General features: G+C 55.6%; 25 protein-coding genes and 1 other RNA gene. 16 read left to right on the top strand and 10 right to left on the bottom strand.

Annotated features, from left to right (window positions below):
* The first annotated feature begins 144 nt into the window (after positions 1-144).
* From ACREYP_RS02930 to ACREYP_RS02940, 3 genes are all read left to right on the top strand, one after another.
* Complete coding sequence (locus ACREYP_RS02930; protein ID WP_008461586.1) at positions 145-1,005, top strand: small-conductance mechanosensitive channel MscS; 861 nt, start codon at positions 145-147, stop codon at positions 1,003-1,005.
* A gap of 142 nt (positions 1,006-1,147) precedes the next feature.
* Complete coding sequence (gene argO / locus ACREYP_RS02935; protein ID WP_166878159.1) at positions 1,148-1,783, top strand: arginine exporter ArgO; 636 nt, start codon at positions 1,148-1,150, stop codon at positions 1,781-1,783.
* 110 nt (positions 1,784-1,893) lie between these two features.
* Entirely contained in the window at positions 1,894-2,631 is a 738-nt protein-coding gene (locus tag ACREYP_RS02940) for an oxidative stress defense protein (RefSeq protein ID WP_008461590.1), read from the top strand.
* Between the two features lie 53 nt (positions 2,632-2,684).
* On the opposite strand, the gene argP is transcribed toward ACREYP_RS02940, so the two are convergent.
* Positions 2,685-3,584: a DNA-binding transcriptional regulator ArgP gene (gene argP / locus ACREYP_RS02945; RefSeq protein WP_008461592.1), complete on the bottom strand. Its 900-nt coding sequence runs from the start codon at positions 3,582-3,584 to the stop codon at positions 2,685-2,687.
* 188 nt (positions 3,585-3,772) lie between these two features.
* Here argP and rpiA point away from each other — a divergent pair, with 188 nt between their 5' ends.
* Both rpiA and serA read left to right on the top strand, forming a co-directional pair.
* Positions 3,773-4,432 carry a ribose-5-phosphate isomerase RpiA gene (rpiA, locus tag ACREYP_RS02950; protein ID WP_008461594.1) on the top strand — a complete coding sequence of 220 codons (660 nt, stop codon included), beginning with the start codon at positions 3,773-3,775 and terminating at the stop codon, positions 4,430-4,432.
* Between the two features lie 303 nt (positions 4,433-4,735).
* Positions 4,736-5,974, top strand: coding sequence for a phosphoglycerate dehydrogenase (serA, locus tag ACREYP_RS02955; protein WP_008461595.1), 1,239 nt, complete (start codon positions 4,736-4,738; stop codon positions 5,972-5,974).
* Positions 5,975-6,018: 44 nt separating this feature from the next.
* Here serA and ACREYP_RS02960 read toward each other — a convergent pair whose 3' ends face one another.
* The 3 genes from ACREYP_RS02960 to zapA form a co-directional block, all read right to left on the bottom strand.
* Positions 6,019-6,615 carry a 5-formyltetrahydrofolate cyclo-ligase gene (locus ACREYP_RS02960; RefSeq protein ID WP_336819439.1) on the bottom strand — a complete coding sequence of 199 codons (597 nt, stop codon included), beginning with the start codon at positions 6,613-6,615 and terminating at the stop codon, positions 6,019-6,021.
* Positions 6,616-6,635: 20 nt separating this feature from the next.
* A non-coding RNA gene (ssrS, locus tag ACREYP_RS02965) (6S RNA) lies at positions 6,636-6,819 on the bottom strand.
* Positions 6,820-6,860: 41 nt separating this feature from the next.
* Positions 6,861-7,190 (bottom strand): cell division protein ZapA, encoded by a 330-nt coding sequence (zapA, locus tag ACREYP_RS02970; protein ID WP_008461599.1) that lies wholly within the window; start codon positions 7,188-7,190, stop codon positions 6,861-6,863.
* A 168-nt stretch (positions 7,191-7,358) separates the two neighbouring features.
* Between zapA and ACREYP_RS02975 the strand changes: the two genes are divergently transcribed.
* The 8 genes from ACREYP_RS02975 to ACREYP_RS03010 all read left to right on the top strand — a co-directional run bounded on the left by ACREYP_RS02975 (position 7,359) and on the right by ACREYP_RS03010 (position 17,563).
* Positions 7,359-7,937, top strand: a complete 579-nt coding sequence (locus tag ACREYP_RS02975; protein ID WP_008461600.1) for a YecA/YgfB family protein — start codon at positions 7,359-7,361, stop codon at positions 7,935-7,937.
* Positions 7,938-7,960: 23 nt separating this feature from the next.
* Positions 7,961-9,277 (top strand): Xaa-Pro aminopeptidase, encoded by a 1,317-nt coding sequence (gene pepP / locus ACREYP_RS02980; protein ID WP_008461601.1) that lies wholly within the window; start codon positions 7,961-7,963, stop codon positions 9,275-9,277.
* Positions 9,274-10,452, top strand: a complete 1,179-nt coding sequence (ubiH, locus tag ACREYP_RS02985; RefSeq protein ID WP_498881091.1) for a 2-octaprenyl-6-methoxyphenyl hydroxylase — start codon at positions 9,274-9,276, stop codon at positions 10,450-10,452. Before pepP ends, ubiH begins: the two co-directional genes overlap by 4 nt.
* A 12-nt stretch (positions 10,453-10,464) precedes the next feature.
* Positions 10,465-11,664, top strand: a complete 1,200-nt coding sequence (ubiI, locus tag ACREYP_RS02990) for an FAD-dependent 2-octaprenylphenol hydroxylase (protein ID WP_336708718.1) — start codon at positions 10,465-10,467, stop codon at positions 11,662-11,664.
* Between the two features lie 492 nt (positions 11,665-12,156).
* On the top strand, positions 12,157-13,254 hold the full coding sequence (gene gcvT, locus ACREYP_RS02995; RefSeq protein WP_336819432.1) for a glycine cleavage system aminomethyltransferase GcvT: 1,098 nt from the start codon (positions 12,157-12,159) through the stop codon (positions 13,252-13,254).
* 29 nt (positions 13,255-13,283) lie between these two features.
* Positions 13,284-13,673 carry a glycine cleavage system protein GcvH gene (gene gcvH / locus ACREYP_RS03000; RefSeq protein WP_008461608.1) on the top strand — a complete coding sequence of 130 codons (390 nt, stop codon included), beginning with the start codon at positions 13,284-13,286 and terminating at the stop codon, positions 13,671-13,673.
* A 55-nt stretch (positions 13,674-13,728) separates the two neighbouring features.
* Entirely contained in the window at positions 13,729-16,602 is a 2,874-nt protein-coding gene (gene gcvP, locus ACREYP_RS03005) for an aminomethyl-transferring glycine dehydrogenase (protein ID WP_498881092.1), read from the top strand.
* A gap of 217 nt (positions 16,603-16,819) precedes the next feature.
* Positions 16,820-17,563 carry an SDR family oxidoreductase gene (locus ACREYP_RS03010; protein WP_336819430.1) on the top strand — a complete coding sequence of 248 codons (744 nt, stop codon included), beginning with the start codon at positions 16,820-16,822 and terminating at the stop codon, positions 17,561-17,563.
* Between the two features lie 43 nt (positions 17,564-17,606).
* Here the strand turns inward: ACREYP_RS03010 and ACREYP_RS03015 are convergent, their stop codons facing one another.
* From ACREYP_RS03015 to ACREYP_RS03025, 3 genes are read right to left on the bottom strand one after another with little or no spacing between them, the layout of a single operon-like run.
* Entirely contained in the window at positions 17,607-17,879 is a 273-nt protein-coding gene (locus ACREYP_RS03015) for a pentapeptide MXKDX repeat protein (protein WP_008461611.1), read from the bottom strand.
* 35 nt (positions 17,880-17,914) lie between these two features.
* Complete coding sequence (locus ACREYP_RS03020) at positions 17,915-18,676, bottom strand: molybdopterin-dependent oxidoreductase (protein WP_008461612.1); 762 nt, start codon at positions 18,674-18,676, stop codon at positions 17,915-17,917.
* A gap of 9 nt (positions 18,677-18,685) precedes the next feature.
* Positions 18,686-19,297, bottom strand: coding sequence for a cytochrome b/b6 domain-containing protein (locus ACREYP_RS03025; RefSeq protein ID WP_008461613.1), 612 nt, complete (start codon positions 19,295-19,297; stop codon positions 18,686-18,688).
* Positions 19,298-19,441: 144 nt separating this feature from the next.
* On the opposite strand from ACREYP_RS03025, the gene ACREYP_RS03030 reads away from it, so the two are divergent.
* Together ACREYP_RS03030 and ACREYP_RS03035 are read left to right on the top strand one after the other, a co-directional pair.
* A complete protein-coding gene (locus ACREYP_RS03030; protein ID WP_008461615.1) occupies positions 19,442-20,155 on the top strand; it encodes a winged helix-turn-helix domain-containing protein in 714 nt (237 codons plus the stop codon).
* Positions 20,156-20,159: 4 nt separating this feature from the next.
* Positions 20,160-21,626, top strand: coding sequence for a sensor histidine kinase (locus tag ACREYP_RS03035; protein WP_008461617.1), 1,467 nt, complete (start codon positions 20,160-20,162; stop codon positions 21,624-21,626).
* A gap of 71 nt (positions 21,627-21,697) precedes the next feature.
* On the opposite strand, the gene ACREYP_RS03040 is transcribed toward ACREYP_RS03035, so the two are convergent.
* From ACREYP_RS03040 to ACREYP_RS03050, 3 genes are all read right to left on the bottom strand, one after another.
* Positions 21,698-23,131, bottom strand: coding sequence for a 6-phospho-beta-glucosidase (locus tag ACREYP_RS03040; protein WP_336819429.1), 1,434 nt, complete (start codon positions 23,129-23,131; stop codon positions 21,698-21,700).
* 164 nt (positions 23,132-23,295) lie between these two features.
* Complete coding sequence (locus tag ACREYP_RS03045) at positions 23,296-24,024, bottom strand: MurR/RpiR family transcriptional regulator (protein WP_008461621.1); 729 nt, start codon at positions 24,022-24,024, stop codon at positions 23,296-23,298.
* 42 nt (positions 24,025-24,066) lie between these two features.
* Positions 24,067-24,660, bottom strand: coding sequence for an HD domain-containing protein (locus ACREYP_RS03050; protein ID WP_166878201.1), 594 nt, complete (start codon positions 24,658-24,660; stop codon positions 24,067-24,069).
* A gap of 174 nt (positions 24,661-24,834) precedes the next feature.
* Here ACREYP_RS03050 and trhA point away from each other — a divergent pair, with 174 nt between their 5' ends.
* Positions 24,835-25,488, top strand: coding sequence for a PAQR family membrane homeostasis protein TrhA (gene trhA / locus ACREYP_RS03055; RefSeq protein ID WP_008461624.1), 654 nt, complete (start codon positions 24,835-24,837; stop codon positions 25,486-25,488).
* The last annotated feature ends 27 nt before the right edge of the window (positions 25,489-25,515 follow it).

A 25,515-nucleotide genomic window follows, 5' to 3' on the forward strand; every position in this document is an offset into this window, starting at 1 on the left:
GGGCTTTTCCCTTTTTTTGCCGCATTAATACGCAATTTGAGATCAATTTTGTGACGTACTTGGCACATCCATGCGTTTTTGTTTACCCTTTACGGTTTGAACTGCCTTACCGGGCGGAGAAACTTTTCAGACAAGGAACAGTAAATGGAAGATCTCAACGTAGTAGACAGTATTCATAATGCGGGGGGCTGGCTGGTACGCAATCAGGAGCTGCTCCTGAGCTATGCGGTAAATATCGTCGCCGCCGTGGCCATTTTGATCGCCGGGATGATCGTTGCCCGTCTGGTCTCCGGAGCCGTTAATCGCCTGATGCTGGCTCGCAGCATCGACAGCACTGTCGCCGACTTTCTTTCCGCGCTGGTGCGCTACGGGATTATTGCCTTCACGCTGATTGCGGCCCTGAGCCGTGTCGGGGTGCAGACAGCTTCGGTGATTGCCGTGCTGGGTGCCGCCGGTCTGGCCGTTGGTTTGGCGCTGCAGGGTTCCCTGTCCAACCTGGCCGCAGGCGTGTTGCTCGTTACCTTCCGCCCGTTCCGTACCGGGGAGTATGTCGATCTCGGCGGCATTGCGGGCACCGTGCTGAACGTGCAAATCTTCTCCACCACGCTGCGTACCGTGGATGGCAAAATCGTGGTTGTGCCGAACGGCAAAATCATCGCCGGGAATATCATTAACTTCTCCCGGGAACCTGCCCGCCGCAACGAGTTCATCATCGGCGTGGCCTACGATGCCGACATCGATCAAGTTAAGCAGATCCTGACTGACATCATCACCAGCGACGAGCGCGTGCTGAAGGATCGCGACATCACCGTGCGCCTGAACGAGCTTGGCCCTTCATCCGTCAACTTTGTGGTGCGGGCATGGAGCAAAAGCGGTGACCTGCAAAACGTTTATTGGGACGTGCTGGAGCGCATCAAGAAAGCGCTTGATGCCAACGGCATCGGTATTCCTTATCCGCAAATGGACGTTCACGTTCGCCAGATGAAAGACTCTGATAACGCATAACCTTCGGGGCCAGCTTTCGCTGGCCTTATTTTCACCTGCAATGATTAGCTATACTTATAAGCGATTAAAAATATCAATTTCCTCTAATAATTTTTGCGCATTACACTCACGCTCAATGATGAACAGTTAAAGGGTGTGTCGCGTGTTATCTTATTATTTTCAGGGTATTGCATTGGGAGCCGCGCTAATTCTGCCGCTGGGGCCGCAAAATGCCTTCGTGATGAATCAGGGCATTCGTCGCCAGTACCATCTGATGATTGCTTCCCTGTGCGCGTTGAGCGACATCATTCTGATTTGCGGCGGGATTTTTGGCGGCAGCGCCATTCTGATGCAGTCTCCCTGGCTGCTGGCGCTGGTCACCTGGGGCGGCGTGGCATTTCTGCTGTGGTATGGCTGGGGTGCGCTGCGCACGGCGATGAGCAGCAACCTGGAGCTGGCTTCGGCCGAAGTGTTGAAGCAGGGGCGCTGGAAAATCGTGGTCACCATGCTGGCGGTGACCTGGCTCAACCCGCACGTCTATCTGGACACCTTTGTGGTACTTGGTAGCCTGGGGGGCCAGCTTGCGGACGAAGCAAAACGCTGGTTCGCGCTGGGAACCATTAGCGCCTCCATTCTCTGGTTTTACGGCCTGGCTATTCTTGCCGCCTGGCTGGCCCCTCGTCTTCGTACCGCAAAAGCACAGCGCATTATCAACGGGGTGGTTGGGATTGTGATGTGGTTTATTGCCGCTCAGCTGGCTCGGGATGGCGTGCAGCACATCGCGGCACTCGTGGGCTAATTCGCCATAATCTGATAGACAAGTTACCATTACAGGCTAAGCTTGCTGGCAGACGTCGGGAGTTTGTTGAACGGCGTAATCACAGTGGAACGTAGCACGGAGGAGTTACAGTGAAGTTTAAAATTTTAGCATTAGCCGCGTTAATGGGATTAGGTTCTGTTTCTGTGCAGGCGGGTGAGTTGCCAAACGGCCCTCACGTGGTCACCTCCGGGACAGCCAGCGTCGATGCCGTTCCTGATATCGCCACGCTCGCTATCGAAGTCAACGTGTCCGCTAAGGACGCCGCTTCTGCCAAAAAACAGGCCGACGATCGCGTGGCGCAATACCTGACCTTCCTGCAGAAAAATGGCGTAGAGAAGAAGGACATCAATGCCGCTAACCTGCGCACACAGCCAGAGTATGACTACCTGAAAGACGGTAAAACTCAGTTGAAGGGCTACCGTGCGGTACGCCAGGTGGAAGTCACGCTGCGTCAGCTGGATAAAATGAACGAGCTGCTGGATGGCGCGCTGAAGTCCGGTCTGAACGAAATCCGTTCCGTGTCGCTGGGCGTTGCGCATCCAGAAGAGTACAAAGACAAAGCACGTAAAGAAGCGATTAACGATGCAACCCGCCAGGCGAAGCTGCTGGCCGAAGGCTTTAACAGCAAGCTGGGCCCGGTCTACAGCGTGCGTTACCACGTGTCTAACTACCAGCCCGCGCCGATGGTTCGCATGATGAAAGCGGACGCGGCTGCACCGGCTTCCGCTCAGGATACCTACGATCAGCAGACTATTCAGTTTGACGATCAGGTCGATGTGGTGTTTGAACTGCAGGGCGCACAAACCCCTGCGGCACCTGCTCAGTAAGATGTGATCTTCACCTTAACCCTCGCCGCAGCCGGCGAGGGTTAATCAAAGCGTTATTCCGTATCCTGCCTCAAGACCTTGTGCCCGTACTCCAGCAACGCATCCGTCACGTTGCGCATCATGCGGCTTTCCGGTGCAAAGCGGTGCCAGTAGAGCATGCGGCGCTGCAGCAGACCCGGTGTCAGGTCGATTAATTCCCCGCTATTTAACTCGCGCTCAATTTGCAGGTGCGGGATCATACAGCACGTTGTGCCCTGGCGAGCCAGCTGCACAAAGGCCTCCGAAGAGTTAACGATGTGGCACGGCACGCTGCCAGGGGACAGATCAAAGTTCTGCTGTAAAAATGCCTGATGCATATCGTCGAGATGATCAAAGGCTACGGCAGGGGCTTTTAGCAGCGCCGATCGCGTGACGCCATTCGGGAAATAACGCTCGGCAAAATCTTTCGACCCCACAAACAGATAGTCCAGCGCGCCCAGGCGATCCACCAGGCAGCTCGGCAGCGGCTGAGGTTGGATGGAAACCGCCCCAACCACTTCCCCGCGACGCAGGCGTTCCTGAGTACGGGTTTCATCTTCCACCTGAAGATTCAGGCGAATGGGGGAGTCGGCCAGAACCGGCGCAAGGGCCGGTAGCAGCCAGGTGGCCAGACTGTCGGCGTTAACTGCCAGCGAAAGCAGCAGCGGCGTGGAGCCGGTTTGCTCATCGCCCAGCCACTCTTCTTCCAGCAGTTCCACCTGACGTAAAAGTGCCAGCAGTTTTTGGCCCTGTTCGGTGGGGCGGGGCGGCACGGTACGCACCAACAATGGCTGGCCGAACATCGTTTCCAGTTGCTTAATACGTTGTGACACCGCCGACTGAGTAATGCACAGCTTCTGCGCCGCACGCTCAAATCCTCGTTCACGAATTACCGCATCCAGCGCCTGCAGCGTTCTGTAGTCCGGGCGTTTCATTGTTGTTCATCTGCTCCTGATTTCGTCGTGCAGCCACTATGACATAAATTTGCCGCTGATTCAGACCAAATCAGCAAGCTGACATTGTGTTTGAACGTGATGGGGTTTGCAGTGCGGCAAAGCCGGGGACATTTTTCCGCCGCATGCTCTATAATGCGCGTCAGTTTCCACATCACAGGCATAAAATTATGACGCAGGATGAACTGAAAAAAGCAGTCGGATGGGCAGCACTCCAGTATGTGCAGCCGGGCACCATTGTGGGCGTGGGCACGGGCTCAACCGCCGCGCATTTTATTGATGCTTTGGGCACCATCAAACACCAGATTGAAGGTGCTGTTTCCAGCTCCGACGCTTCTACCGCGAAACTGAAAAGTCTTGGGATCCCCGTGTTCGATCTCAACGAGGTGGATTCATTAGGCGTCTACGTCGACGGTGCCGATGAGATCAACCACCAGATGCAGATGATTAAAGGCGGTGGCGCAGCGCTGACTCGCGAGAAAATCATCGCCTCCGTTGCCGACAAGTTTGTTTGCATCGCGGACGCCTCCAAGCAGGTTGATATTCTCGGTAACTTCCCGCTGCCGGTGGAAGTGATTCCTATGGCGCGCAGCGCCGTCGCGCGTGAACTGGTAAAACTGGGTGGTCGCCCGGAGTACCGTCAAGGCGTGGTCACGGACAACGGTAACATCATTCTGGATGTGCATGGTTTGAGCATCATGGAACCGATGAAGCTGGAAAACATCATCAACGGTATGCCTGGCGTTGTTACCGTGGGCCTGTTTGCGAACCGTGGCGCGGATGTGGCGCTGATCGGTACCGCTGACGGTGTAAAAACCATCGTGAAATGATCTGACCGGGGCGCGTTCTGCGCCCCAAAAAACCGTATAAAAAATGACAAATTATTTTAACCGCATTTTTGGTGACATATATCACATTTCGGTAACGGTTCTGTGATTCATGCCTGGTTCACTCTCCCGCTCAGCATTTTATTCTGACTCTCGCCGCCTTATTCCCGCCTGACGATACGGCGACGCAATCGTTCATATTGCCCCAAACGTAGATTTTGATATTTTGACAGAAGGGTAACTTATAGGCGGTGGCGCATCACCGCCTAAAAACGAATACAACAGCACTGAAAATAGGGTCGGGAAATGGCAAAAGTATCACTGGATAAAGACAGAATTAAATTCCTGCTTGTGGAAGGCGTGCACCAGAAGGCGGTAGACAGCCTCCGTGCAGCGGGATACACCAACATTGAATTCCATAAAGGCGCGCTGGATTCCGAAGCGCTCAAAGAGTCGATCCGTGATGCTCACTTCATTGGCCTGCGTTCCCGCACCCATTTGACCGAAGAGATCTTTGCCGCGGCTGAAAAACTGGTGGCTGTAGGCTGCTTCTGCATCGGCACCAACCAGGTTGATCTGGATGCGGCGGCGAAGCGCGGTATTCCGGTGTTCAACGCCCCGTTCTCGAACACCCGTTCCGTTGCTGAACTGGTGATTGGTGAATTGCTGCTGTTGCTGCGCGGCATTCCTGAAGCTAACGCCAAAGCGCACCGTGGCGTGTGGAACAAGCTGGCGGTAGGCTCTTTTGAGGCCCGTGGTAAAAAGCTGGGCATCATTGGCTACGGCCACATCGGTACGCAGCTGGGGATTTTGGCTGAATCCCTGGGGATGCACGTCTACTTCTACGATATCGAAAACAAGCTGCCGCTGGGCAACGCGACTCAGGTTCAGCATCTCTCCGACCTGCTGAATATGAGCGATGTGGTTAGTCTGCACGTGCCGGAAAACGCCTCCACCAAAAACATGATTGGCGCGAACGAGCTGGCCTTGATGAAGCCGGGCTCTCTGCTGATCAACGCCTCTCGCGGTACGGTGGTAGATATTCCTGCTCTGTGCGGTGCGCTTTCGAGCAAGCATCTGTCTGGTGCGGCTATCGACGTCTTCCCGACCGAACCGGCCACCAACAGCGATCCGTTTAACTCTCCGCTGTGCGAGTTTGACAACGTGATCCTGACCCCGCACATCGGCGGCTCAACTCAGGAAGCGCAGGAAAACATCGGCCTGGAAGTGGCGGGCAAACTGGCGAAATACTCGGATAACGGCTCTACGTTGTCTGCGGTTAACTTCCCGGAAGTTTCTCTGCCGCTGCACGGGGGCACCAGCAGCCGCCTGCTGCACATTCATGAGAACCGCCCTGGCATTCTGACCGCGCTTAACCAGATCTTTGCTGAGCAGGGTATCAACATTGCCGCTCAGTTCCTGCAGACCACGCCGCACATGGGTTACGTAGTAATTGATATTGATGCGCCGGAAGATGTGGCTGAGAAAGCGCTGAAGTCAATGAAAGCGATTCCGGGCACCATCCGCGCCCGTCTGCTGTACTGATCTGACCATGGCCTCTTCCCCGAAGGGGGAAGGGGGAAGGGGCATCACCACTGCCAAAGGCGCGATGGCGTCACCACGGCAGGCAAAGGAATATCCCACTGTTCTACCGGCAACGTCTCCACCTGCTGGCAATCATGCGCCAGGCCAACCGGGTAGAAACCGTGCTGCTGCCAGTGCTGCAGCGTTCTGTCGTAAAACCCGCCGCCCATCCCCAGACGCTGGCCTGTTTCATCGAAGGCAACCAGCGGCGTGACCAGTACATCCAGCTTATTCAGCGGTAGCACGTCGCGAACATCCAGCTTAGGCTCAAGAATTTTCAGGCGATTGGTGACCAGGTGACTTTGCGGCGTGTAGCGTAAAAACAGCAGGTTGCCGGGGCTAAAAGGATGAAGCACCGGGAGATAAACGTTTTTGCCTGCCCGCCATAAAGCCTGAATCAGCGGGGTGGTATTCAGTTCCCCGTCGAACGAGAGAAACAACGCTACGGTCTGAGCACGAATGACCGGCTCAAACGCCAGCATGCGTTCAGCAGCCTGTAGGGCAAAGGTTTGTTGTTCTGGGGGAGTGAGTGAGCGGCGTCGCTGCCGAATCGTTTGGCGAATGTCCTGACGAAGCGTTGAGGTTAACGGGATATGCGTCATGATGGCCGGGTAGTAAAGAGGGAATCTCCGAGATGCCGCCGCAGGCTGTAACCCTTGAACCCTTGGTTCAAGGTGAGTGTGTCGTCATGGTTTTAAGGCTTCTCGGACGGACCGAGCATGCTCACCAACCGCGGAGCGCCACACTCTTGTGGTATGAAATATCGGCTCAGGGGACTGGCCCGCTTGCAAACATCTCAGAGAAATTTTGTCTTCGAAGTTACTCTACCACAGTCAACTGCGAAGTGTTATTCAAACTTTGGACCCTGTCGGTCTGCAATGCGACCTTGCTCAAGCAATGCTTGTTCGATGGTCTGCTGTAGCATCCGAATACGCTCTTCCATATTGGCGGCGTAGTCACGGGTTTTCGACTTTTCCTGAGCCAGTTCGTAGCAAATGTTAAGTGCTGCGATGAACACCAGCTGCTCGGTATTTGTGACTCTAGTGCGAACTTTTAAATCTTGCAACCGCTGATTCAGCTCTTCCGCAGCCTGATTCAGCGCATCCTGTTGTTCAGGCGGACAATTCACGCGCAATGAACGACCGAAAATTTGAATATCGACTGGTTGTGCAGACATGCCACCTTCCTGCTGTTTACTCGCCTGCCTTTACGCTACCGGCCCCGGTAGCGGAAGGGGCGCCACTATAGCTATCCCGATATCAAGATACAAGCCCTTTTCTGGTATCTGCGGGGGTCCTGGTGGTAGCATAACACACACTATTCCTGCCAACGATGACGAATGCGCATGTCAATACAGAACGCAATGCCGGACTACGACTTAGTCGGCCAACTTTTGAACCAACAGGGTGTGGGTCTGACGCCTGCAGAAATGCACGGCTTGATCAGCGGCATGCTGTGCGGTGGTAACAAAGACACCAGCTGGCAAACGCTGCTGCATGACCTGACTAACGAAGGCCTGGCCTTTAGCCAGAACCTCGCTGATCCGCTGCGCCAGATGCACGGTGCCATTGGCGATGCGCTGGAAGACGAAGGCTTCCTGTTCCAGCTTTACCTGCCGGACGGGGATGATGTCTCCGTTTTCGATCGCGCCGATGCGCTTTCCGGCTGGGTAAACCACTTCCTGCTGGGCCTCGGCGTCATGCAGAGCAAACTCGACAAAGTCACCGGTGAAACCGGCGAAGCCATTGACGATCTGCGTAATATTGCCCAGCTGGGTTACGACGAGGACGAAGACCAGGAAGAGCTGGAGATGTCGCTCGAAGAGATCATTGAATATGTGCGTGTTGCCGCGCTGCTGTGCCACGACACCTTTACTCACGCGGCACCGACCGCGCCAGAGGTACGCAAACCTACGCTCCACTAACGATCAAAAAATCAGGAGATGTGATGACCCAGCAGGAATTTCTTCGCCGCCGCCAGGCGCTACTGGCGAAAATGGTGCCCGGCAGCGCTGCGTTAATTTTCGCGGCCCCGGAAGCGACCCGCAATGCCGACAGCGAATACCCTTATCGGCAGAGCAGCGATTTTTGGTACTTCACCGGCTTTAACGAGCCGGAAGCCGTGCTGGTGCTCATTAAAAGCGATGAGTCGCATAATCACAGCGTGCTGTTCAACCGCGTGCGGGATAAAAGTGCAGAAATTTGGTTTGGCCGCAGGCTTGGCCAGGACGCTGCCCCGCAGAAGTTAGGGGTGGATCGCGCGCTGTCCTTCAGCGAAATCGGTGAGCAATTACATCTCCTGCTAAACGGTCTGGATGCGGTTTACCACGCTCAGGGCGAGTACGAATATGCGGATAACATCGTTTTTGCCGCGCTGGATAAGTTGCGTCGTGGTTCGCGTCAAAATCTCGCTGCGCCCGCAACCCTGACCGACTGGCGTCCGACGGTACACGAACTACGCCTCTTCAAATCCGAAGAAGAGATTGCCGTTATGCGTCGTGCCGGCGAGATTTCCGCGCTGGCGCATACTCGTGCCATGCAGGCCTGCCGCCCGGGAATGTTTGAATATCAGCTCGAGGGTGAAATTCACCACGAGTTTACTCGCCACGGCGCGCGTTATCCTTCGTACACCACTATTGTGGGTGGCGGTGAGAACGGTTGCATTCTGCATTACACCGAAAACGAAAGTGAACTGCGCGACGGAGATCTGGTGCTGATAGACGCCGGATGTGAATACCAAAGCTACGCCGGAGACATCACGCGCACTTTCCCTGTTAACGGCAAATTCAGCCCGGCGCAGCGTGAAATTTACGACATCGTGCTGGAATCGCTCGAAACCTCGCTAAAACTCTACCGGCCGGGCACGTCCATGCAGGAAGTGACGACGGAAGTGGTGCGCATCATGGTTAAGGGGCTGGTGAAGCTCGGTATTCTGAAAGGCGATATCGATCATCTGATCGCCAATAACGCCCACCGCGCGTTCTTTATGCATGGCCTGAGCCACTGGCTGGGGCTGGACGTGCACGACGTGGGCGCTTACGGGCAGGACAGGTCACGCGTGCTGGAGCCGGGTATGGTCATCACCGTCGAACCTGGGCTTTATATTGCTCCGGATGCGGACGTGCCCGCGCAGTATCGTGGCATTGGCATCCGCATTGAAGACGACATTGTGATCACCAAAGACGGCAACGAGAACTTGACCGCCAGCGTGGTGAAGTCGGCAGACGATATCGAAGCGCTGATGGCAGCGGCGCGTCAGCCATGAGCGTCATCATTGTTGGCGGCGGGATGGCGGGGGCGACGCTGGCATTAGCCATATCGACCCTCACCCAGGGGAAATTGCCGGTGCACCTCATCGAGGCGATTGCCCCGGACTCAGCCGCTCATCCGGGGTTTGATGCCAGAGCCATCGCGCTCGCCCAGGGCACCCAGCAGCAGTTGGCCCGCATTGGCGTATGGCCTGCGCTCGTCGACTGCGCCACGGCAATTAAAACCGTGCACGTCAGCGACAAAGGCCACGCCGGCTTCGTCACCCTTGAAGCTGAGGATTACCAGATTGATGCGCTTGGGCAGGTTGTGGAGCTGCACGACGTCGGGCTGCGTCTTTTTAGCCTGCTGCGTAAAGCGCCTGGCGTAACGCTGCACTGCCCGCAGCGCGTTTCGTCGTTTACCCGGCATGAGCATAGCGTGCAGGTTGTGCTGGATAACGGCGTTGAGCTGCAGGGCAACGTTTTGGTTGCCGCGGATGGCACCCGTTCTAAGCTGGCGGCGCAGTGCGGCATCACCTGGCAGCCGCAGAGCTACCAGCAGATCGCCGTGATTGCCAACGTCACTACTTCTGAACCCCATCATGGCCGGGCATTTGAGCGCTTTACCGAATTCGGGCCAATCGCCATGCTGCCGATGTCCGACGGGCGCTGCTCGCTGGTCTGGTGCCATGCGCTGGATGCCCGTGACGAGGTTGAAAGCTGGAGCGAAGCAGCGTTTTGTCAGCAGCTTCAGCGTGCCTTTGGCTGGCGGCTGGGGCGAATTACCCATGCAGGCATTCGTCATCATTATCCTCTGGCGTTACAACAGGCTTCTCAGACCGTATCCCATCGCCTGGCGCTGGTAGGCAATGCCGCGCAAACGCTGCATCCGATAGCCGGGCAGGGGTTCAACCTTGGCCTGCGCGACGTTATGTCGCTGGCTGAAGGGTTGGCAGAGGCGCACGCTGCAGGCACGGATGTCGGCAGCTTCCCGGTTCTGGCCGCTTATCAGCAGCGCCGTGCCGCAGATAAAGCGGCAACCATTGGCGTCACTGACGGGCTGGTTAAGCTGTTTGCTAACCGCTGGGCACCGCTGGTGGCGGGCCGTAACCTTGGCCTGATGGCGATGGAACATTTTACTCCGGCACGAGACGTGCTGGCTCAGCGCACCCTGGGTTGGGTGGCGCGTTAAAGGAGAGTCAATTTGCAAAGCGTAGATGTGGCGATTGTCGGCGGCGGCATGGTGGGGCTGGCGGTGGCCTGCGGACTTCAGGGCAGCGGCCTGCGCGTTGCGGTCATTGAAAGTCATCTTCCCCAGCCGCTGGGGCCTGACGCTGCCCCGGAACTGCGCGTTTCGGCTATCAATGCGGCGAGCGAAAAGCTGCTGACGCATTTGGGCGCGTGGCCAAAAATCAGCGAGCGAGCCAGCAGCTATCACGGGATGGAAGTCTGGGAGCGAGACAGCTTCGGGCAAATCGCCTTTGATGATAAGAGCTTCGGTTTTAGCCACCTGGGGCACATCATCGAAAACTCGGTGATCCACCAGGCGCTGTGGCAACGTGCGGAGCAATGCAGCGACATCAGCCTGATGGCACCCGTGGACATTCACCAGGTCGCCTGGGGTGAAAACGACGCGTTCCTGACCCTGAAAGACGGCACAATGCTAACTGCAAGGCTGGTGGTGGGCGCAGATGGCGCCAACTCCTGGCTGCGGGACAAAGCCGATATCCCGCTGACGTTCTGGGACTATAACCATCATGCGCTGGTAGCGACGATTCGCACCGCCGAGCCGCATCAGGCCGTCGCACGTCAGGTGTTCCACGGCGAAGGCATTCTGGCATTTCTGCCGCTTTCTGACCCACATCTTTGCTCTATTGTCTGGTCGCTGCCGCCGGAAGAAGCGGCTCGTATGCAGCAGGCCGACGATGAAGCGTTTAACCAGGCGCTTTCCGTTGCGTTTAACATGCGTCTCGGCCTGTGTTCTGTTGAAAGCGAGCGCCGCACCTTCCCGCTGACGGGCCGCTACGCCCGCAGCTTTGCCGGCCATCGTCTGGCGCTGGTGGGTGATGCCGCCCATACCATTCACCCGCTGGCCGGACAGGGCGTCAACCTCGGTTTTATGGATGCCGCGGAATTGATTGCGGAAATTCGCCGCCTGCATCGCGAAGGCAAAGATTTTGGGCAGCATCTCTACCTGCGTCGCTATGAGCGCAGCCGCAAGCACAGCGCGGCGGTGATGCTGGCCAGTATGCAAGGCTTCCGCGATTTGTTCGCCGGCAGCAACCCGGCGAAAAAACTCCTCAGAGATATTGGCCTGAAGCTTGCCGATACGCTGCCGGGAGTTAAACCTCAACTGGTTCGCCAGGCGATGGGGTTGCAAGATCTGCCATCCTGGCTGCAATAAATACTCGTCATACTTCGAGCTACACGGGGGTGAGCAGTACTCACCCACCTGATGGAATCTATAGTGATAACCCCGTCACATTTCCCTTCCCGATGATCGGGAAGGGTATCTGCTCCCTCGTTTGAAATATTCTAATCTCAGGACAAATCTCGGATTACATTTTCTAATCTTACAAATTATGCGATGTAGTCAATTTGTTTCTGAAATGGTCGTAAATGTTAGCCAGTGCTAAATTCGACACTAAATACCTGCTGTTAATGTGGAGTGAATCGCATTTTTACAGTGAATTACTCTGCACACTTCCTCTCCCATTTGGGTCATAAGCTAATGCAATGACCGTTTTTCGCTTATGGTTTACGCCCCCGTTCGGTGGTAAGTTCAGGTCAAAGGTAACGTTTGCGTCGCTATCGGGGAACGGTGGCGATGCCGGGTTTCGTCTGACGGTTGGCAAAGCCAAATCCGCCTTGCCACCAGATGGTTAAAGAGGAAAAGATGACTCAACAGACCCCCTTATTTGAACAGCACACGCTCTGCGGTGCCCGCATGGTTGATTTCCACGGCTGGATGATGCCGCTGCACTACGGCTCGCAAATTGATGAGCACCACGCCGTACGCACCGACGCCGGTATGTTCGACGTGTCGCACATGACCATCGTCGATCTGCACGGCAGCCGTACCCGCGAGTTTCTGCGTTACTTGGTCGCCAACGACGTCGCCAAACTCACCCAGCCGGGCAAAGCGCTTTACACTGCCATGCTCAATGCTTCCGGCGGCGTGATTGACGACCTGATTATCTATTTCCTCACCGAAGACTATTTCCGCCTCGTTGTTAACTCCGCTACTCGTGAAAAAGACCTTGCCTGGATCAACCAGCACGCTGAACCGTTTGGCGTGTCCGTCACCGTGCGTGACGACCTGGCGCTGATTGCCGTTCAGGGGCCGAATGCGAAAGCCAAAGCCGCCACGCTGTTTAGCGAAGCGCAGCGTAAAGCCGTTGAAGGCATGAAACCGTTCTTTGGCGTGCAGTCTGGTGATTTGTTTATTGCCACCACCGGCTACACCGGCGAAGCGGGCTATGAAATTGCGATGCCGAACGACAAGGCAACGGGATTCTGGGCGCAGCTGGTTGAAGCGGGCGTTAAGCCTTGCGGCCTGGGCGCTCGCGACACGCTGCGTCTTGAAGCTGGCATGAACCTTTACGGCCAGGACATGGACGAAGGTGTTTCTCCACTAGCCGCGAACATGGGCTGGACCATCGCGTGGCAGCCTGAAGATCGTGATTTTATCGGCCGTGAAGCGCTGGAAGCACAGCGCGCGAACGGTACCGAAGAGCTGGTTGGCTTGATCATGACCGAAAAAGGCGTATTACGTAATGAGCTGCCGGTACGGTTTACCGACGCGCAGGGCAATACGCACGAAGGGGCAATCACCAGCGGCACCTTCTCGCCAACGCTCGGCTACAGCATTGCGCTGGCTCGCGTCCCGGCGGGCATCGGTGAAACGGCGATCGTGCAGATCCGCAACCGCGAAATGCCGGTCAAAGTCACCAAACCTATTTTTGTTCGCGCCGGTAAGCCGGTCGCGCTTTAAATTTTGAAATCAGGTATCAGGAGAAAACAATGAGCAATGTGCCGAACGAACTGAAATACAGCAAAGAGCACGAATGGCTGCGTAAAGAAGCTGATGGCAGCTACACCGTAGGCATCACCGAACACGCACAGGAACTGCTGGGCGACATGGTATTTGTTGACCTGCCTGAAGTGGGCGCCACCGTTTCTGCCGGTGATGATTGTGCCGTTGCTGAATCCGTGAAAGCGGCTTCTGACATCTACGCCCCAATCAGCGGTGAAATCGTTGCGGTCAACGACGCGCTGAGCGACAGCCCGGAGCTGGTCAACAGCGAACCTTACGGCGAAGGCTGGATCTTCAAAATTAAAGCCAGCGACGAAGCACAGGTTGCCGCGCTGCTGGATGCTTCTGCCTATGAAGCACTGTTAGAAGACGAGTAATTTTTAAACCCCTCTCCCTGGTGGGGAGGGGAAACCATTTCAGGAATCACCGCTCATGACCCAGTCTTTACGTCAGTTAGAGAATCACGAAGCGTTTATCGATCGTCACATTGGCCCGGACGCGCAGCAGCAGCAAGAGATGCTGGAGACCGTCGGCGCGAAGACGCTCCCAGACCTGATCGCCAGCATTGTCCCGCAGGATATTCAGCTTGCTGAGCCGCCTCAGATTGGCGCCGCGGCGACCGAGTTTGCGGCCCTGGCAGAGTTAAAAGGCATTGCCAGCCGCAATAAACGCTTCAAAACTTACATTGGCATGGGTTACACCGCGGTACAAACGCCGCCGGTGATTCTGCGTAACATGCTGGAAAACCCAGGCTGGTACACCGCCTACACGCCTTACCAGCCTGAAGTTTCCCAGGGGCGTCTTGAAGCGCTGCTGAACTTCCAGCAGGTCACGCTTGACCTGACCGGCATGGATATCGCTTCCGCTTCTCTGCTTGATGAAGCTACCGCGGCAGCCGAAGCTATGGCGATGGCTAAGCGCGTCAGCAAGCTGAAAAACGCTAACCGTTTCTTCGTGGCCTCTGACGTTCATCCACAAACGCTGGACGTGGTGCGTACCCGCGCGGAAACCTTCGGTTTTGACGTCATTGTCGATGATGCGGCGAAAGTGCTGGACCATCAGGATGTGTTCGGCGTGCTGCTTCAGCAGGTGGGCACCACCGGCGAAGTGCATGATTACACGGCTCTGATTGCTGAGCTGAAACAGCGTAAAGTTGTGGTCAGCGTAGCCGCAGATTTCATGACGCTGGTGATGCTGACCGCGCCGGGCAAACAGGGTGCGGACATTGTCTTCGGCTCTGCCCAGCGCTTCGGTGTCCCAATGGGCTACGGCGGCCCGCACGCGGCGTTCTTCGGCGCTCGCGATGAATTTAAACGTTCCATGCCAGGCCGTATTATCGGCGTTTCCCGCGATGCCGCTGGCCGCACCGCGCTGCGCATGGCGATGCAAACCCGCGAGCAGCACATCCGCCGCGAGAAGGCGAACTCCAACATCTGTACTTCCCAGGTGCTGTTGGCGAACATTGCCAGCCTGTATGCGGTCTTCCACGGCCCGGCTGGCCTGAAACGCATTGCAGGCCGCATCCACCGCCTGACCGACATTCTGGCCGCTGGTCTGCAGCAGAAAGGTCTGGTTCTGCGCCACAAACACTGGTTCGACACCCTTTGTGTTGAAGTGGCTGATAAAGCCGCCGTGCTGGCGCGTGCCGAAGCGCGTGAAATTAACCTGCGTAGCGACATCCTGAACGCGGTAGGCATCACTCTTGATGAAGCCACCACCCGTGAAGATGTTGTTGCTCTGTTCGACGTGCTGCTGGGCGATGCTCACGGCCTGGATATCGACAAGCTGGATCGTGACGTTGCCAACGACAGCCAGTCCATTCCGGCTCCGATGCTGCGCGACGACGAGATCCTGACCCACCCGGTCTTTAATCGCTACCACAGCGAAACCGAGATGATGCGCTACATGCACTCTCTGGAGCGTAAAGATCTGGCGCTCAACCAGGCGATGATCCCGCTCGGTTCCTGCACCATGAAGCTGAACGCCGCGGCCGAAATGATCCCGATCACCTGGCCGGAATTTGCCGAGCTGCACCCGTTCTGCCCGGCAAACCAGGCCGAAGGCTACCACCAGATGATCGCCCAGCTGTCCGACTGGCTGGTGAAACTGACCGGCTACGACGCGCTGTGCATGCAGCCGAACTCCGGCGCCCAGGGCGAATACGCTGGCCTGCTGGCTATCCGCCGCTACCACGAAAGCCGCAACGAAGGCAGCCGCAACATCTGCCTGATCCCAAGCTCTGCGCACGGTACCAACCCGGCTTCGGCGCAAATGGCGGGTATGGAAGTGATCGTCGTGGCTTGTGATAAACAAGGCAACATCGATCTGCAGGATCTGCGTGTTAAAGCCGAACAGGCGGGCGAAGCGCTCTCCTGCATCATGGTGACTTACCCGTCCACTCACGGCGTGTACGAAGAAACGATCCGCGAAGTGTGCCAGATCGTGCATCAGTTTGGGGGACAGGTTTACCTGGACGGCGCCAATATGAACGCCCAGGTGGGGATCACCACGCCGGGGTATATCGGCGCGGACGTTTCACACCTCAACCTGCACAAAACCTTCTGCATTCCGCACGGCGGCGGCGGCCCGGGCATGGGCCCAATCGGCGTGAAAGCGCATCTGGCTCCGTTTGTACCGGGCCACAGCGTGGTGCAGATTGAAGAGATGCTGACCCAGCAAGGCGCGGTTTCCGCCGCCCCGTTTGGCAGCGCCTCTATTCTGCCAATCAGCTGGATGTACATCCGCATGATGGGCGCGGACGGCCTGAAGAAAGCCAGCTCCGTAGCGATTCTGAACGCCAACTACATCGCGACCCGCCTGAAATCCGCGTATCCGGTGCTCTACACCGGCGCGAATGGCCGTGTGGCTCACGAATGTATTCTGGATATTCGTCCGCTGAAAGAAGAAACCGGCATCAGCGAGCTGGATATCGCCAAGCGCCTGATCGACTTCGGCTTCCACGCGCCAACCATGTCGTTCCCGGTAGCGGGCACGCTGATGGTTGAGCCAACCGAATCCGAAAGCAAAGTGGAGCTGGACCGCTTTATTAATGCGATGCTGTCCATCCGCAGCGAAATCGACCGCGTCGTTGCAGGCGAATGGCCGCTGGAAGACAACCCGCTGGTGAACGCGCCGCACACTCAGGATGAAATTGTTGCCGAGTGGGCGCACCCGTACACCCGTGAACTGGCGGTCTTCCCGGCAGGTCTCAACAATAAATACTGGCCAACCGTGAAGCGCCTTGACGACGTTTACGGCGACCGCAATCTGTTCTGCTCCTGCGTGCCGATGAGCGAGTACGAATAGTATTTACAGATTGAATCAAGGGCACTTCGGTGCCCTAAAGACTGCTGACAATCCTCTAGTGATAGTAGAAATGCTAGACGATTCGTCAAAAAAATAAGGAAAATCAATTTATTGATTTTCGGCTGATAATCACAAAGAGGAAAAAACCACGCTTTTTTCCTCTTTGTCATCAACCTTAAGGGCACTTCGGTGCCCTTTCTTGTTTCTGGAGAGTCACATGAAGATAGCTTTGGTCACCGGCGGCAGCCGGGGAATGGGTAAAGCAACCTCGCTTTTGCTGGCTCAGCATGGTTATAAAGTGGTGGTGAACTACCTCCGCAATAAGCAGGCTGCGGATGAAGTGGTCAAGACGATCATTGCCCAGGGCGGAGAAGCGCTGGCGCTGCGGGCGGATATTGCCGATGAGCTGCAGGTGATGGCGATGTTCGCCGAAATCGATAACGCATTTGGGCCGCTGACCGCGCTGGTGAATAACGCCGGCATCTTGTTCCAGCAATCGACCATTGAAAACCTTACGGCGGAACGTATCAATCGCGTGCTGACGACAAACGTTACCGGATATTTTCTCTGCTGCCGGGAAGCGGTGAAGCGCATGGCATGGCGTCACGGTGGGGAAGGTGGAGCCATTGTGAATGTCTCTTCTGCCGCGTCCCGCTTAGGCGCTGCTGGGGAATATGTTGACTATGCCGCGTCCAAAGGAGCCGTTGATATGTTGACCACCGGGCTGGCGGTAGAGGTTGCCGCGCAGGGGATCCGCGTAAACGGCGTGCGGCCCGGTTTTATTTATACCGAAATGCATGCTTCCGGTGGAGAAGCGGGAAGAGTTGATCGGGTGAAAACGGCATTGCCGATGCAGCGCGGCGGTCAGCCGGAAGAGATCGCGGAGGCCATTCTATGGCTGCTGAGCGAAAAGGCATCTTACGTGACCGGCACCTTTATTGATGCGGCAGGTGGGAAATGAGTTCGCTACGCCAGAAGAGGGTGAGACTGGCGTAGCGTCAGGCTTATTGCTTGCTCATGCTGTCTTTCGCCATACCGTCTTTGGCCATGCTGTCTTTGCCCATAGGGTCTTTGCTCATCCCGTCTTTCTTCATGCCATCTTTGGACATGCAATCTTTCTTCATGCCGTCTTTGTTCATGCCGTCTTTACAGGTGTGGGTCATTTTGCCCATGCCGTCTTTGGCCATGGAATCCTTGCTCATCGAGTCGGCAGCGTTAGCCCCGGCGATACCGAACAGCATGGTGGAGCACAGCAGGGCAGCGTAGATCTTTTTCATGATGTATTTCCTTGATTTTGCAGTGAGACAGAGAGTTAACTACCACCGAACCAGTTATAGCCCTGGTCTTCCCAGTAGCCGCCGGGGTAGCGATTGGTGACTTCAATGACCTGAATATGCTTCGGGTTCTTGTAGCCGAGTTTGGTAGGGATACGCAGTTTCATCGGGTAGCCATATTTGCGCGGCAGGACTTTGCCATCCCAGGTTAAAGCAATCAGCGTTTGTGGATGCAGCGCGGTGGCCATATCAATGCTGGTGTAGTAGTCATCCGCGCATTTAAAGCTGACGTATTTGGCTCGCAGGTCGGCGCCAATCCCTTTCAGGAACAGGGCAAAAGGGACGCCGCCCCATTTACCGATGGCGCTCCAGCCTTCGACGCAGATATGGCGGGTCACCTGGCTGACCTGCGCCATCTGGTGCAGCTGTGCCAGCGTCCACGGGCGCTTGTCGGTAATTAGCCCGGCAAGCTCCAGGCGGTAGCTGTCGCCGTTGATGTCCGGCGCCTCGTCCTCGCCGTAAAAGGCGTTAAACGGGAAGTTAGCGTCGATCATGCTTTCCGGGTAAACCGGTGCCAGTTGGCTGCCGTTAAACAGCCAGGCCTGAATGCGGTCGTTAAAACGTGAAATCTTGCTGAGCGAACTTTCAACCGTGGCGTTATCGCTGATATCGCAGCCGGTGAGCATCGCGATGCCGCCGAGCGTTAAGCTCTGCTTTAAAAAACGACGGCGGCCTTCCTGCGTGAGCTGCTTATTAATCAGCTGCGTCGCTTCTTTAATGATTTCGTTTTTATCGCTCATGTTTCTTCCTCAGCGGCCACGGAGCATGGCGAGCAACGTGCGGGGCACCAGCGCCACCATCAGCAGATGAATCACCACGAAACCGACCAGGGCGGACATGGCATAAAAGTGGATAAACCTCGCTGTGTCATAGCCGCCAAGCAATTCTCGCAGCAGGGCAAACTGCACGGATTTCCACACGACGAGGCCGGAAATAACCAGTAGCAGGCTATCGGCGATAACAAACAGATAGGCCGCCTTTTGCACCATGTTGTAATGGCTCAGGTCAGCGTGGGCTAATTTCCCCCGCAGCGCCGCAAAGGCGTCCTGGAAGAATTCGCGAGGCGATAAGGGCCAGTATTTCTGCTTAAAGCGGCCGCTGAAGAGATTGCACAGCAGATAAATCACGCCGTTGACCGCAAACAGCCACATCCCGGCGAAGTGCCACTGCAGCGCGCCACCCAGCCAGCCGCCGAGTGTCAGTTCGTTGGCAAACTGGAAATGAAACAGCGGAGAGGCGTTATAAATGCGCCAGCCGCTGGTGACCATAATCAGGATCGCCAGCGCATTCAGCCAGTGGCAGAGCCTCAGCCACAGTGGGTGAATGAGCGTTGGGGCGGTATGCAGCGTTGAGCTTTCCATCGTCCGGCTTCCTCGTGATTCGATGCAGCGAGTATTGGCCAGATTTGTTCCCCATTGCCTCACGCAAAGTTAAATTAAATGTGACAACTTAACCGACGCGAGTTGTGTAAACTTTGGCTATGCCAGCGTGTGGGGACAGACAAAGTGAATCAGGCAAAAAAAATACTGATCGTAGAAGACGACGAAAATATCGCCGAGCTTCTGCAGCTGCATTTGCGGGAAGAAGGCTTTGAAATTGTGCATGCCGCCGACGGCAATCTCGGCCTGGAAAAGCTCAGGCAGGGCGGCTGGGATGCGCTGATTCTCGATCTGATGCTGCCCGGCGTCGATGGCCTGGAGATTTGCCGCTTTGCCAGAAGCATGACGCGGTACACGCCGATTATTATGATCAGCGCCCGCTCCAGCGAAACGCACCGCGTGCTGGGGCTTGAGCTGGGCGCGGACGACTACCTGGCGAAACCGTTTTCAATGCTCGAACTGGTCGCCCGCGTGAAGGCGCTGTTCCGCCGTCAGGAGGCCATGAGCCAGAACCTCAAGATAGACGCCGGCACGCTGACTTTTGGCCCGCTTACGATTGATCCGCTGGCCAGAGATGTTCGGCTGAATCAGATGCCGATAGATCTCACCCCGCGTGAGTTTGATTTGCTGTACTTTTTCGCCCGCAACCCGGACAAAGTGTTTTCGCGGCTGCACCTGCTCAACCAGGTTTGGGGCTACCAGCACGAAGGCTATGAGCACACCGTAAACACCCACATCAACCGGCTGCGCATCAAGATTGAAGATAACCCGGCGGAGCCGAATTTTATCCGCACCGTGTGGGGTAAAGGCTATAAGTTTACCGCCCTGATACGTGAGTAACCCTATGCGAATTCTTACGCTTTCCCGCCGCCTGACGCTGGTTTTTGCCGTGTTGCTGCTGACCGCCTGCGCCTTTTTGGGCTGGCTGCAGGTGCGTACCAGCACGCAATACAGCCAGGCCGTGATTCAGCAACTTTCCGGTGACCTGGCGCAGCACATCAACCAGAGCTACCCTCTGCTCGGGCAGGACGGGCTGAACAAAGACTCGGTCCGCACGCTGTTCGACCATCTGATGGCCGTTAACCCCAGCGTGGAAGTTTATCTGCTGGATAAACAAGGCAATATCATTGGTGATGCAGCCCCGGATGGGCATATTAAGCGCCAGCAGGTCGATCTCGCTCCGCTACGGGCCGCGCTGAACGGCGGCAAATTCCCGCTTTATGGCGACGACCCGCGCAGCCTGGACGGGCAGAAAGTGTTTAGCGTGGCGCCGATGATGCGAGACGGCAAGCTGGAGGGCTATTTGTATGTGGTGCTGCTGGGGGAAACCTACAATCAGCTTGCCAACAGCGCTCAGTTTGATGCCGTTTTAAAGCTAAGCCTGTTTCTGCTCAGCCTGGTCTGCGTGCTGGGGTTGGTGGTAGGCGGCCTGGCGTTTCGCTGGATCACACGCCCGTTACGCGAACTTTCGCAGCACGTTAAGGCGCTGGAATCAGGAGGGATGGCCGAAATGCAGGCCATGGCGGCTCTGCCGCAAAATCCAGGAGGAGATGGGGATGAGCTGGCCCAACTGCGTCACGGGGTGATTGCTATGGCCGGGCGAATCTCCGAGCAGTGGCATAGCCTGACTCAGCAAGATCAGCTGCGGCGCGAGTTTATCGCCAATATCTCCCATGACCTGAGAACGCCGCTAACGTCGCTGCATGGTTACCTGGAAAGCCTCTCGGTCATGTCGGCTACGCTGAGCGAGGCGGAGAAAAAGCGCTATCTGGATATTGCGCTGGCCCAGAGTCAGAAGGTTGGGGCGCTGGCTCAGTCGCTGTTCGAACTGGCCAGGCTGGAATACGGGGTGGTGAAGCCACACAAAGAGAGCTTCTCCCTGAGCGAATTGCTGCAGGATGTGTTCCAGAAATTTGAGCTTCCGGCGCAAACTCGCCAACTTGAACTTTTAGCTGACATCCAGCCAGGACTGCCGCTAATTGAAGCCGATGTCAGCATGATCGAGCGTGTGTTGACCAATCTGTTGGACAACGCCATCCGCCATACGCCGGACAAAGGCATGATTTCAGTCCGGCTGTGGAAAGAGGTGGATAAAGTCATGGTGCAGGTCAGCGACAGCGGGCCAGGCATTCCGCAGGAGCTAAAAGAGGGGCTGTTTGTGCGGCCTTCGATTGTGAATCAATCCCGGCTCAGGGTTGGCGGGCTTGGGCTGATGATTGTGCGCCAGATGCTGCAACTGCACGGCAGCGACATTTCGCTGGTGGACCAGCCAAAGCGCGGGGCCTGCTTCCGGTTTGGGTTGCCCGTTTAAATAAAAAAGGCGCCATGAAGGCGCCTTTTGCTTATCAACGCTAAACCACCTCCTATGGAGGTGGTGATCGTTTAGAGATTCTCGCCATTGCTGGCGATCACTTCCTTGTACCAGTTGAAGCTCTTCTTGCGGGAGCGCGACATATCTCCAGTGCCGTCGTCGTGTTTGTTGACGTAGATAAAGCCGTAGCGCTTGCTGTACTGGCCGGTGGTAAACGACACGCAGTCGATGCAGCCCCATGGCGTGTAGCCCATCAGATCCACACCGTCGTAGGTCACGGCTTTTTTCAATTCCTCCACGTGAGCGCGCAGATAATCAATGCGGTAGTCATCGTTGATGGAGCCGTCTGCCTCTACTTTGTCGTAGGCGCCAAAGCCGTTTTCCACGATGAACAGCGGCTTCTGGTAGCGCTCATACAGTTCGCACAGCGCATAGCGCAGGCCAACCGGGTCAATCTGCCAGCCCCAGTCAGAGGCTTTGACGTGCGGGTTTGGCACGCTACCCTGGAAGCCGGAAAGCGCATCGCCGCTGCCGCCTTCGGCCTGAACGGCGTTCGTCATGTAGTAGCTGAACCCGAGATAATCACAGACGCCTTCGCGCAGGATCTGCTCGTCACCGGCTTCCATTTTAATGTTGAACTCGCGGCGTTCCCATTCGTTCAGTACATAAGACGGGTAATAGCCACGCAGCTGCACGTCGGTAAACACATAGCGTTCACGCATTGATTCTTGCGCAAACATTTGGTCTTCAGGCTTACAGGAGAAGGCGTACAGAGGCACCATGGCGAGCATGCAGCCGATTTTCATCTCAGGGTTGATGCGGTGGCCGATCTTCACCGCCATTGCGCTCGCCACAAACTGGTGGTGCAGCACCTGGTACATCACCTCTTCCGGGTTGTCGTGCTCAGTGTAAACCACACCGGAGCAGCAGTAGCCGAACAGCGGCGCGCGCCAGTTACGCTGGTTATTGATTTCGTTAAAGGTCATCCAGTACTTCACTTTGCTCTTGTAACGCTCGAACACGACTTCGGCGAAACGAACAAAGAAATCGACCACTTTTCGGTTGGTCCAGCCGCCGTATTCGGTCACCAGGTGGTGCGGCATTTCGAAGTGGGAGAGGGTGATGACCGGCTCGATATTGTATTTCAGCAGCTCATCGAACATATCGTCGTAGAACGTCAGGCCAGCTTCGTTAGGCTGCTGCTCGTCGCCGTTGGGGAAAATGCGGGTCCAGGCAATGGAGGTACGGAAGCATTTGAAGCCCATCTCGGCAAACAGCTTAATGTCTTCTTTGTAGCGGCCATGAAAATCAATCGCTTCGTGGTTCGGGTAGTATTTCCCGGCTTCGACCTGCAGAGTTATCTCGCGCGGGACGCCGTGGGCGCCGCCCGTCAGTACGTCACAAATGCTTGGGCCTTTACCGTCTTTGTTCCAGCCGCCTTCCACCTGGTGAGCGGCAACCGCACCGCCCCATAAAAAGTCCTTCGGTAACTTAAGTTGTTTCATATTCTTTCATCTCATTGTTAGCGCATGAAATAATGTGCGTAGGTTCACATCGTCGCGCTGAAAGTATTATTTCTGCTTTGGAGTCTAACAAATGAAAACGGATTGTCACGATATAACAAATAGCGTGAATTGTGATTTGTCACAAATATAAAACAAGGTGTTTTTTATAGCATTCTTTTTGCCAGGCGGCGGCCAATGGTTTCAAGAATATAAATAACGGGGATTTGTGTGGTGATGTCATACACACCGGCGATACGTACCGGTGGAATATGCCAGGAAATATTAAAGTCGGCTAATTTCGCCAGCGACGAGTTTTCATGGCTGGTGACAGACATCACTTTACAGTGGTGAAGGCTGAACTGGCTGGCAAAGCGCAGGATCTCCTCCGTCTCGCCGGAAACCGAAAGCACAATAGCCAGCGCGTTTCGTGCCATATCATTGGTGACCGGAAAATAAGGATCATCAATATGGTTGCTAAATTTACCAACGTTTGAGAAAAAACGTGCACCATATTTAGCTAAAGCACCGGATGTTCCCGCGCCAACAAAAATAATACGCTCGGAGGAGCAAATAATATCAACGGCGTGGTCGATTAAATTATCGAATTCTTCATTATTGGTACTTTTAAAAAAACTGATAATTTCGCTGCTGCCGAAATTAGCGGGCTGAGTTTCCGTTTGCTCCAGATATAATTTAAAACGAACGCGAAACTCGGAATACCCTTCACAGTTGAGTTTGCGGCAAAAACGTAACACGGTCGTGGTGGAGACTCCTGCGGCATCCGCCAGCTCTCGAATGGTCATGTACATGACTTTGTCTTTGTTTTTAATGACAAAGTTGTACACCATCATTTCGAGGCCGTTCAGGGTGGCGATTGCCGCATGGGTAAACATACTTTTTCTTCCTGCTGGTACGGTGCTTACGGATGACTGGAACTAACGCAGCCAGCCTTTCTCGTGCGCCCGATATAATTGACGCTCGACATGTTGCCACAATTCCGGCCAGCTTTCTCCCACCTGCGCATTGCGAGTTAATACCTGCTGCAGGGAAATATTATTCTCTCGCCAGCTCTGCCCTTCGTTATGCAGGTTAAGCAGAATAGGTAAAATGCGATCCAGCGCCCCGGCAAAGCGGGCGTCGGGCGTGGTGCCTGCCTCATATTCTTGCCACAAAGCCAGAAATTGTGGCCCCTGCGGCGCAGGCAACAAACCAAACAGACGCCGTGCCGCCGCCGCTTCTTTTTCGGCGATGGCTTCACGGGCCGCAATGTCATAAACCAGCACATCGCCAACATCGATTTCTACGATGTCGTGCAGCAGCGCCATTTGGATCACGCGCTGAATATTCACCTCTTTTTCGGCCCAGGGGGCGAGGCTCATTGCCGCCATAGCGAAGTGCCAGCTGTGCTCGGCAGAGTTTTCATGTCTTTCATGACCGATGATTTTGGTGCGACGCTGAACCAGCTTCAGCTTATCAATCTCCATCAGGAAATGGATAACCGCACTCATTTCACCAAATGCCTGTTGCATCGTATTTTCCCTGTTTTTTGGCTGTCGTTTGATTGTAAAAGAAATCCTCCAGGCTGACGAAGGGCGTCGTCACAGACGCTCACATATTTATTTTAGCTTACATGTGTTCACTGGAATCATTCTCAGTTAGGCTAGGAACGCTGCGTTATTCTTCTTTATCTCGGGAGGAGCCAGATGGCTCGTAAACCACTTGTCGCGCATGGATATTCTCTGGCAGAGGAAGTAGCCAATAGCATTAGCCACGGCATTGGGTTGGTGTTCGGTATTGTTGGCCTAGTGTTGTTGCTGGTGCAGGCGGTCGATGCCAATGCCAGCGCAACGGCAATTACCAGCTACAGTCTTTACGGCGGCAGCATGATCCTGCTGTTTCTCGCCTCAACGCTTTACCACGCTATTCCACATGAGCGGGCCAAGCGGTGGCTTAAAAAGTTCGACCACTGCGCCATTTACCTGCTGATCGCCGGCACGTATACCCCGTTTTTGCTGGTAGGGCTCAACTCGCCGCTGTCAAAAGGGCTGATGATTGTTATCTGGAGCCTGGCGCTGGCGGGGATCCTGTTTAAGCTCACCATTGCACACCGGTTTAAGGTGTTGTCGTTGGTGACCTATCTGCTGATGGGCTGGCTGTCGCTGGTCGTCATCTACCAAATGGTGGTCAAACTGGCACCGGGCAGCGTTACGCTGCTGGCGATTGGCGGTATTGTTTACTCGCTGGGGGTGATTTTCTACGTCTGCAAACGTATTCCGTACAACCATGCCATTTGGCATGGGTTTGTGCTGGGCGGCAGCGTCTGCCATTTCCTCGCGATTTATCTCTATATTCGTTAAAGCGTCTAACTCGCCAAAATCAAATTA

Origin of the sequence: Enterobacter sp. TMH.L2 (genome assembly GCF_050847315.1) — a bacterium.
Classification (GTDB): Bacteria; Pseudomonadota; Gammaproteobacteria; order Enterobacterales; family Enterobacteriaceae; genus Cedecea.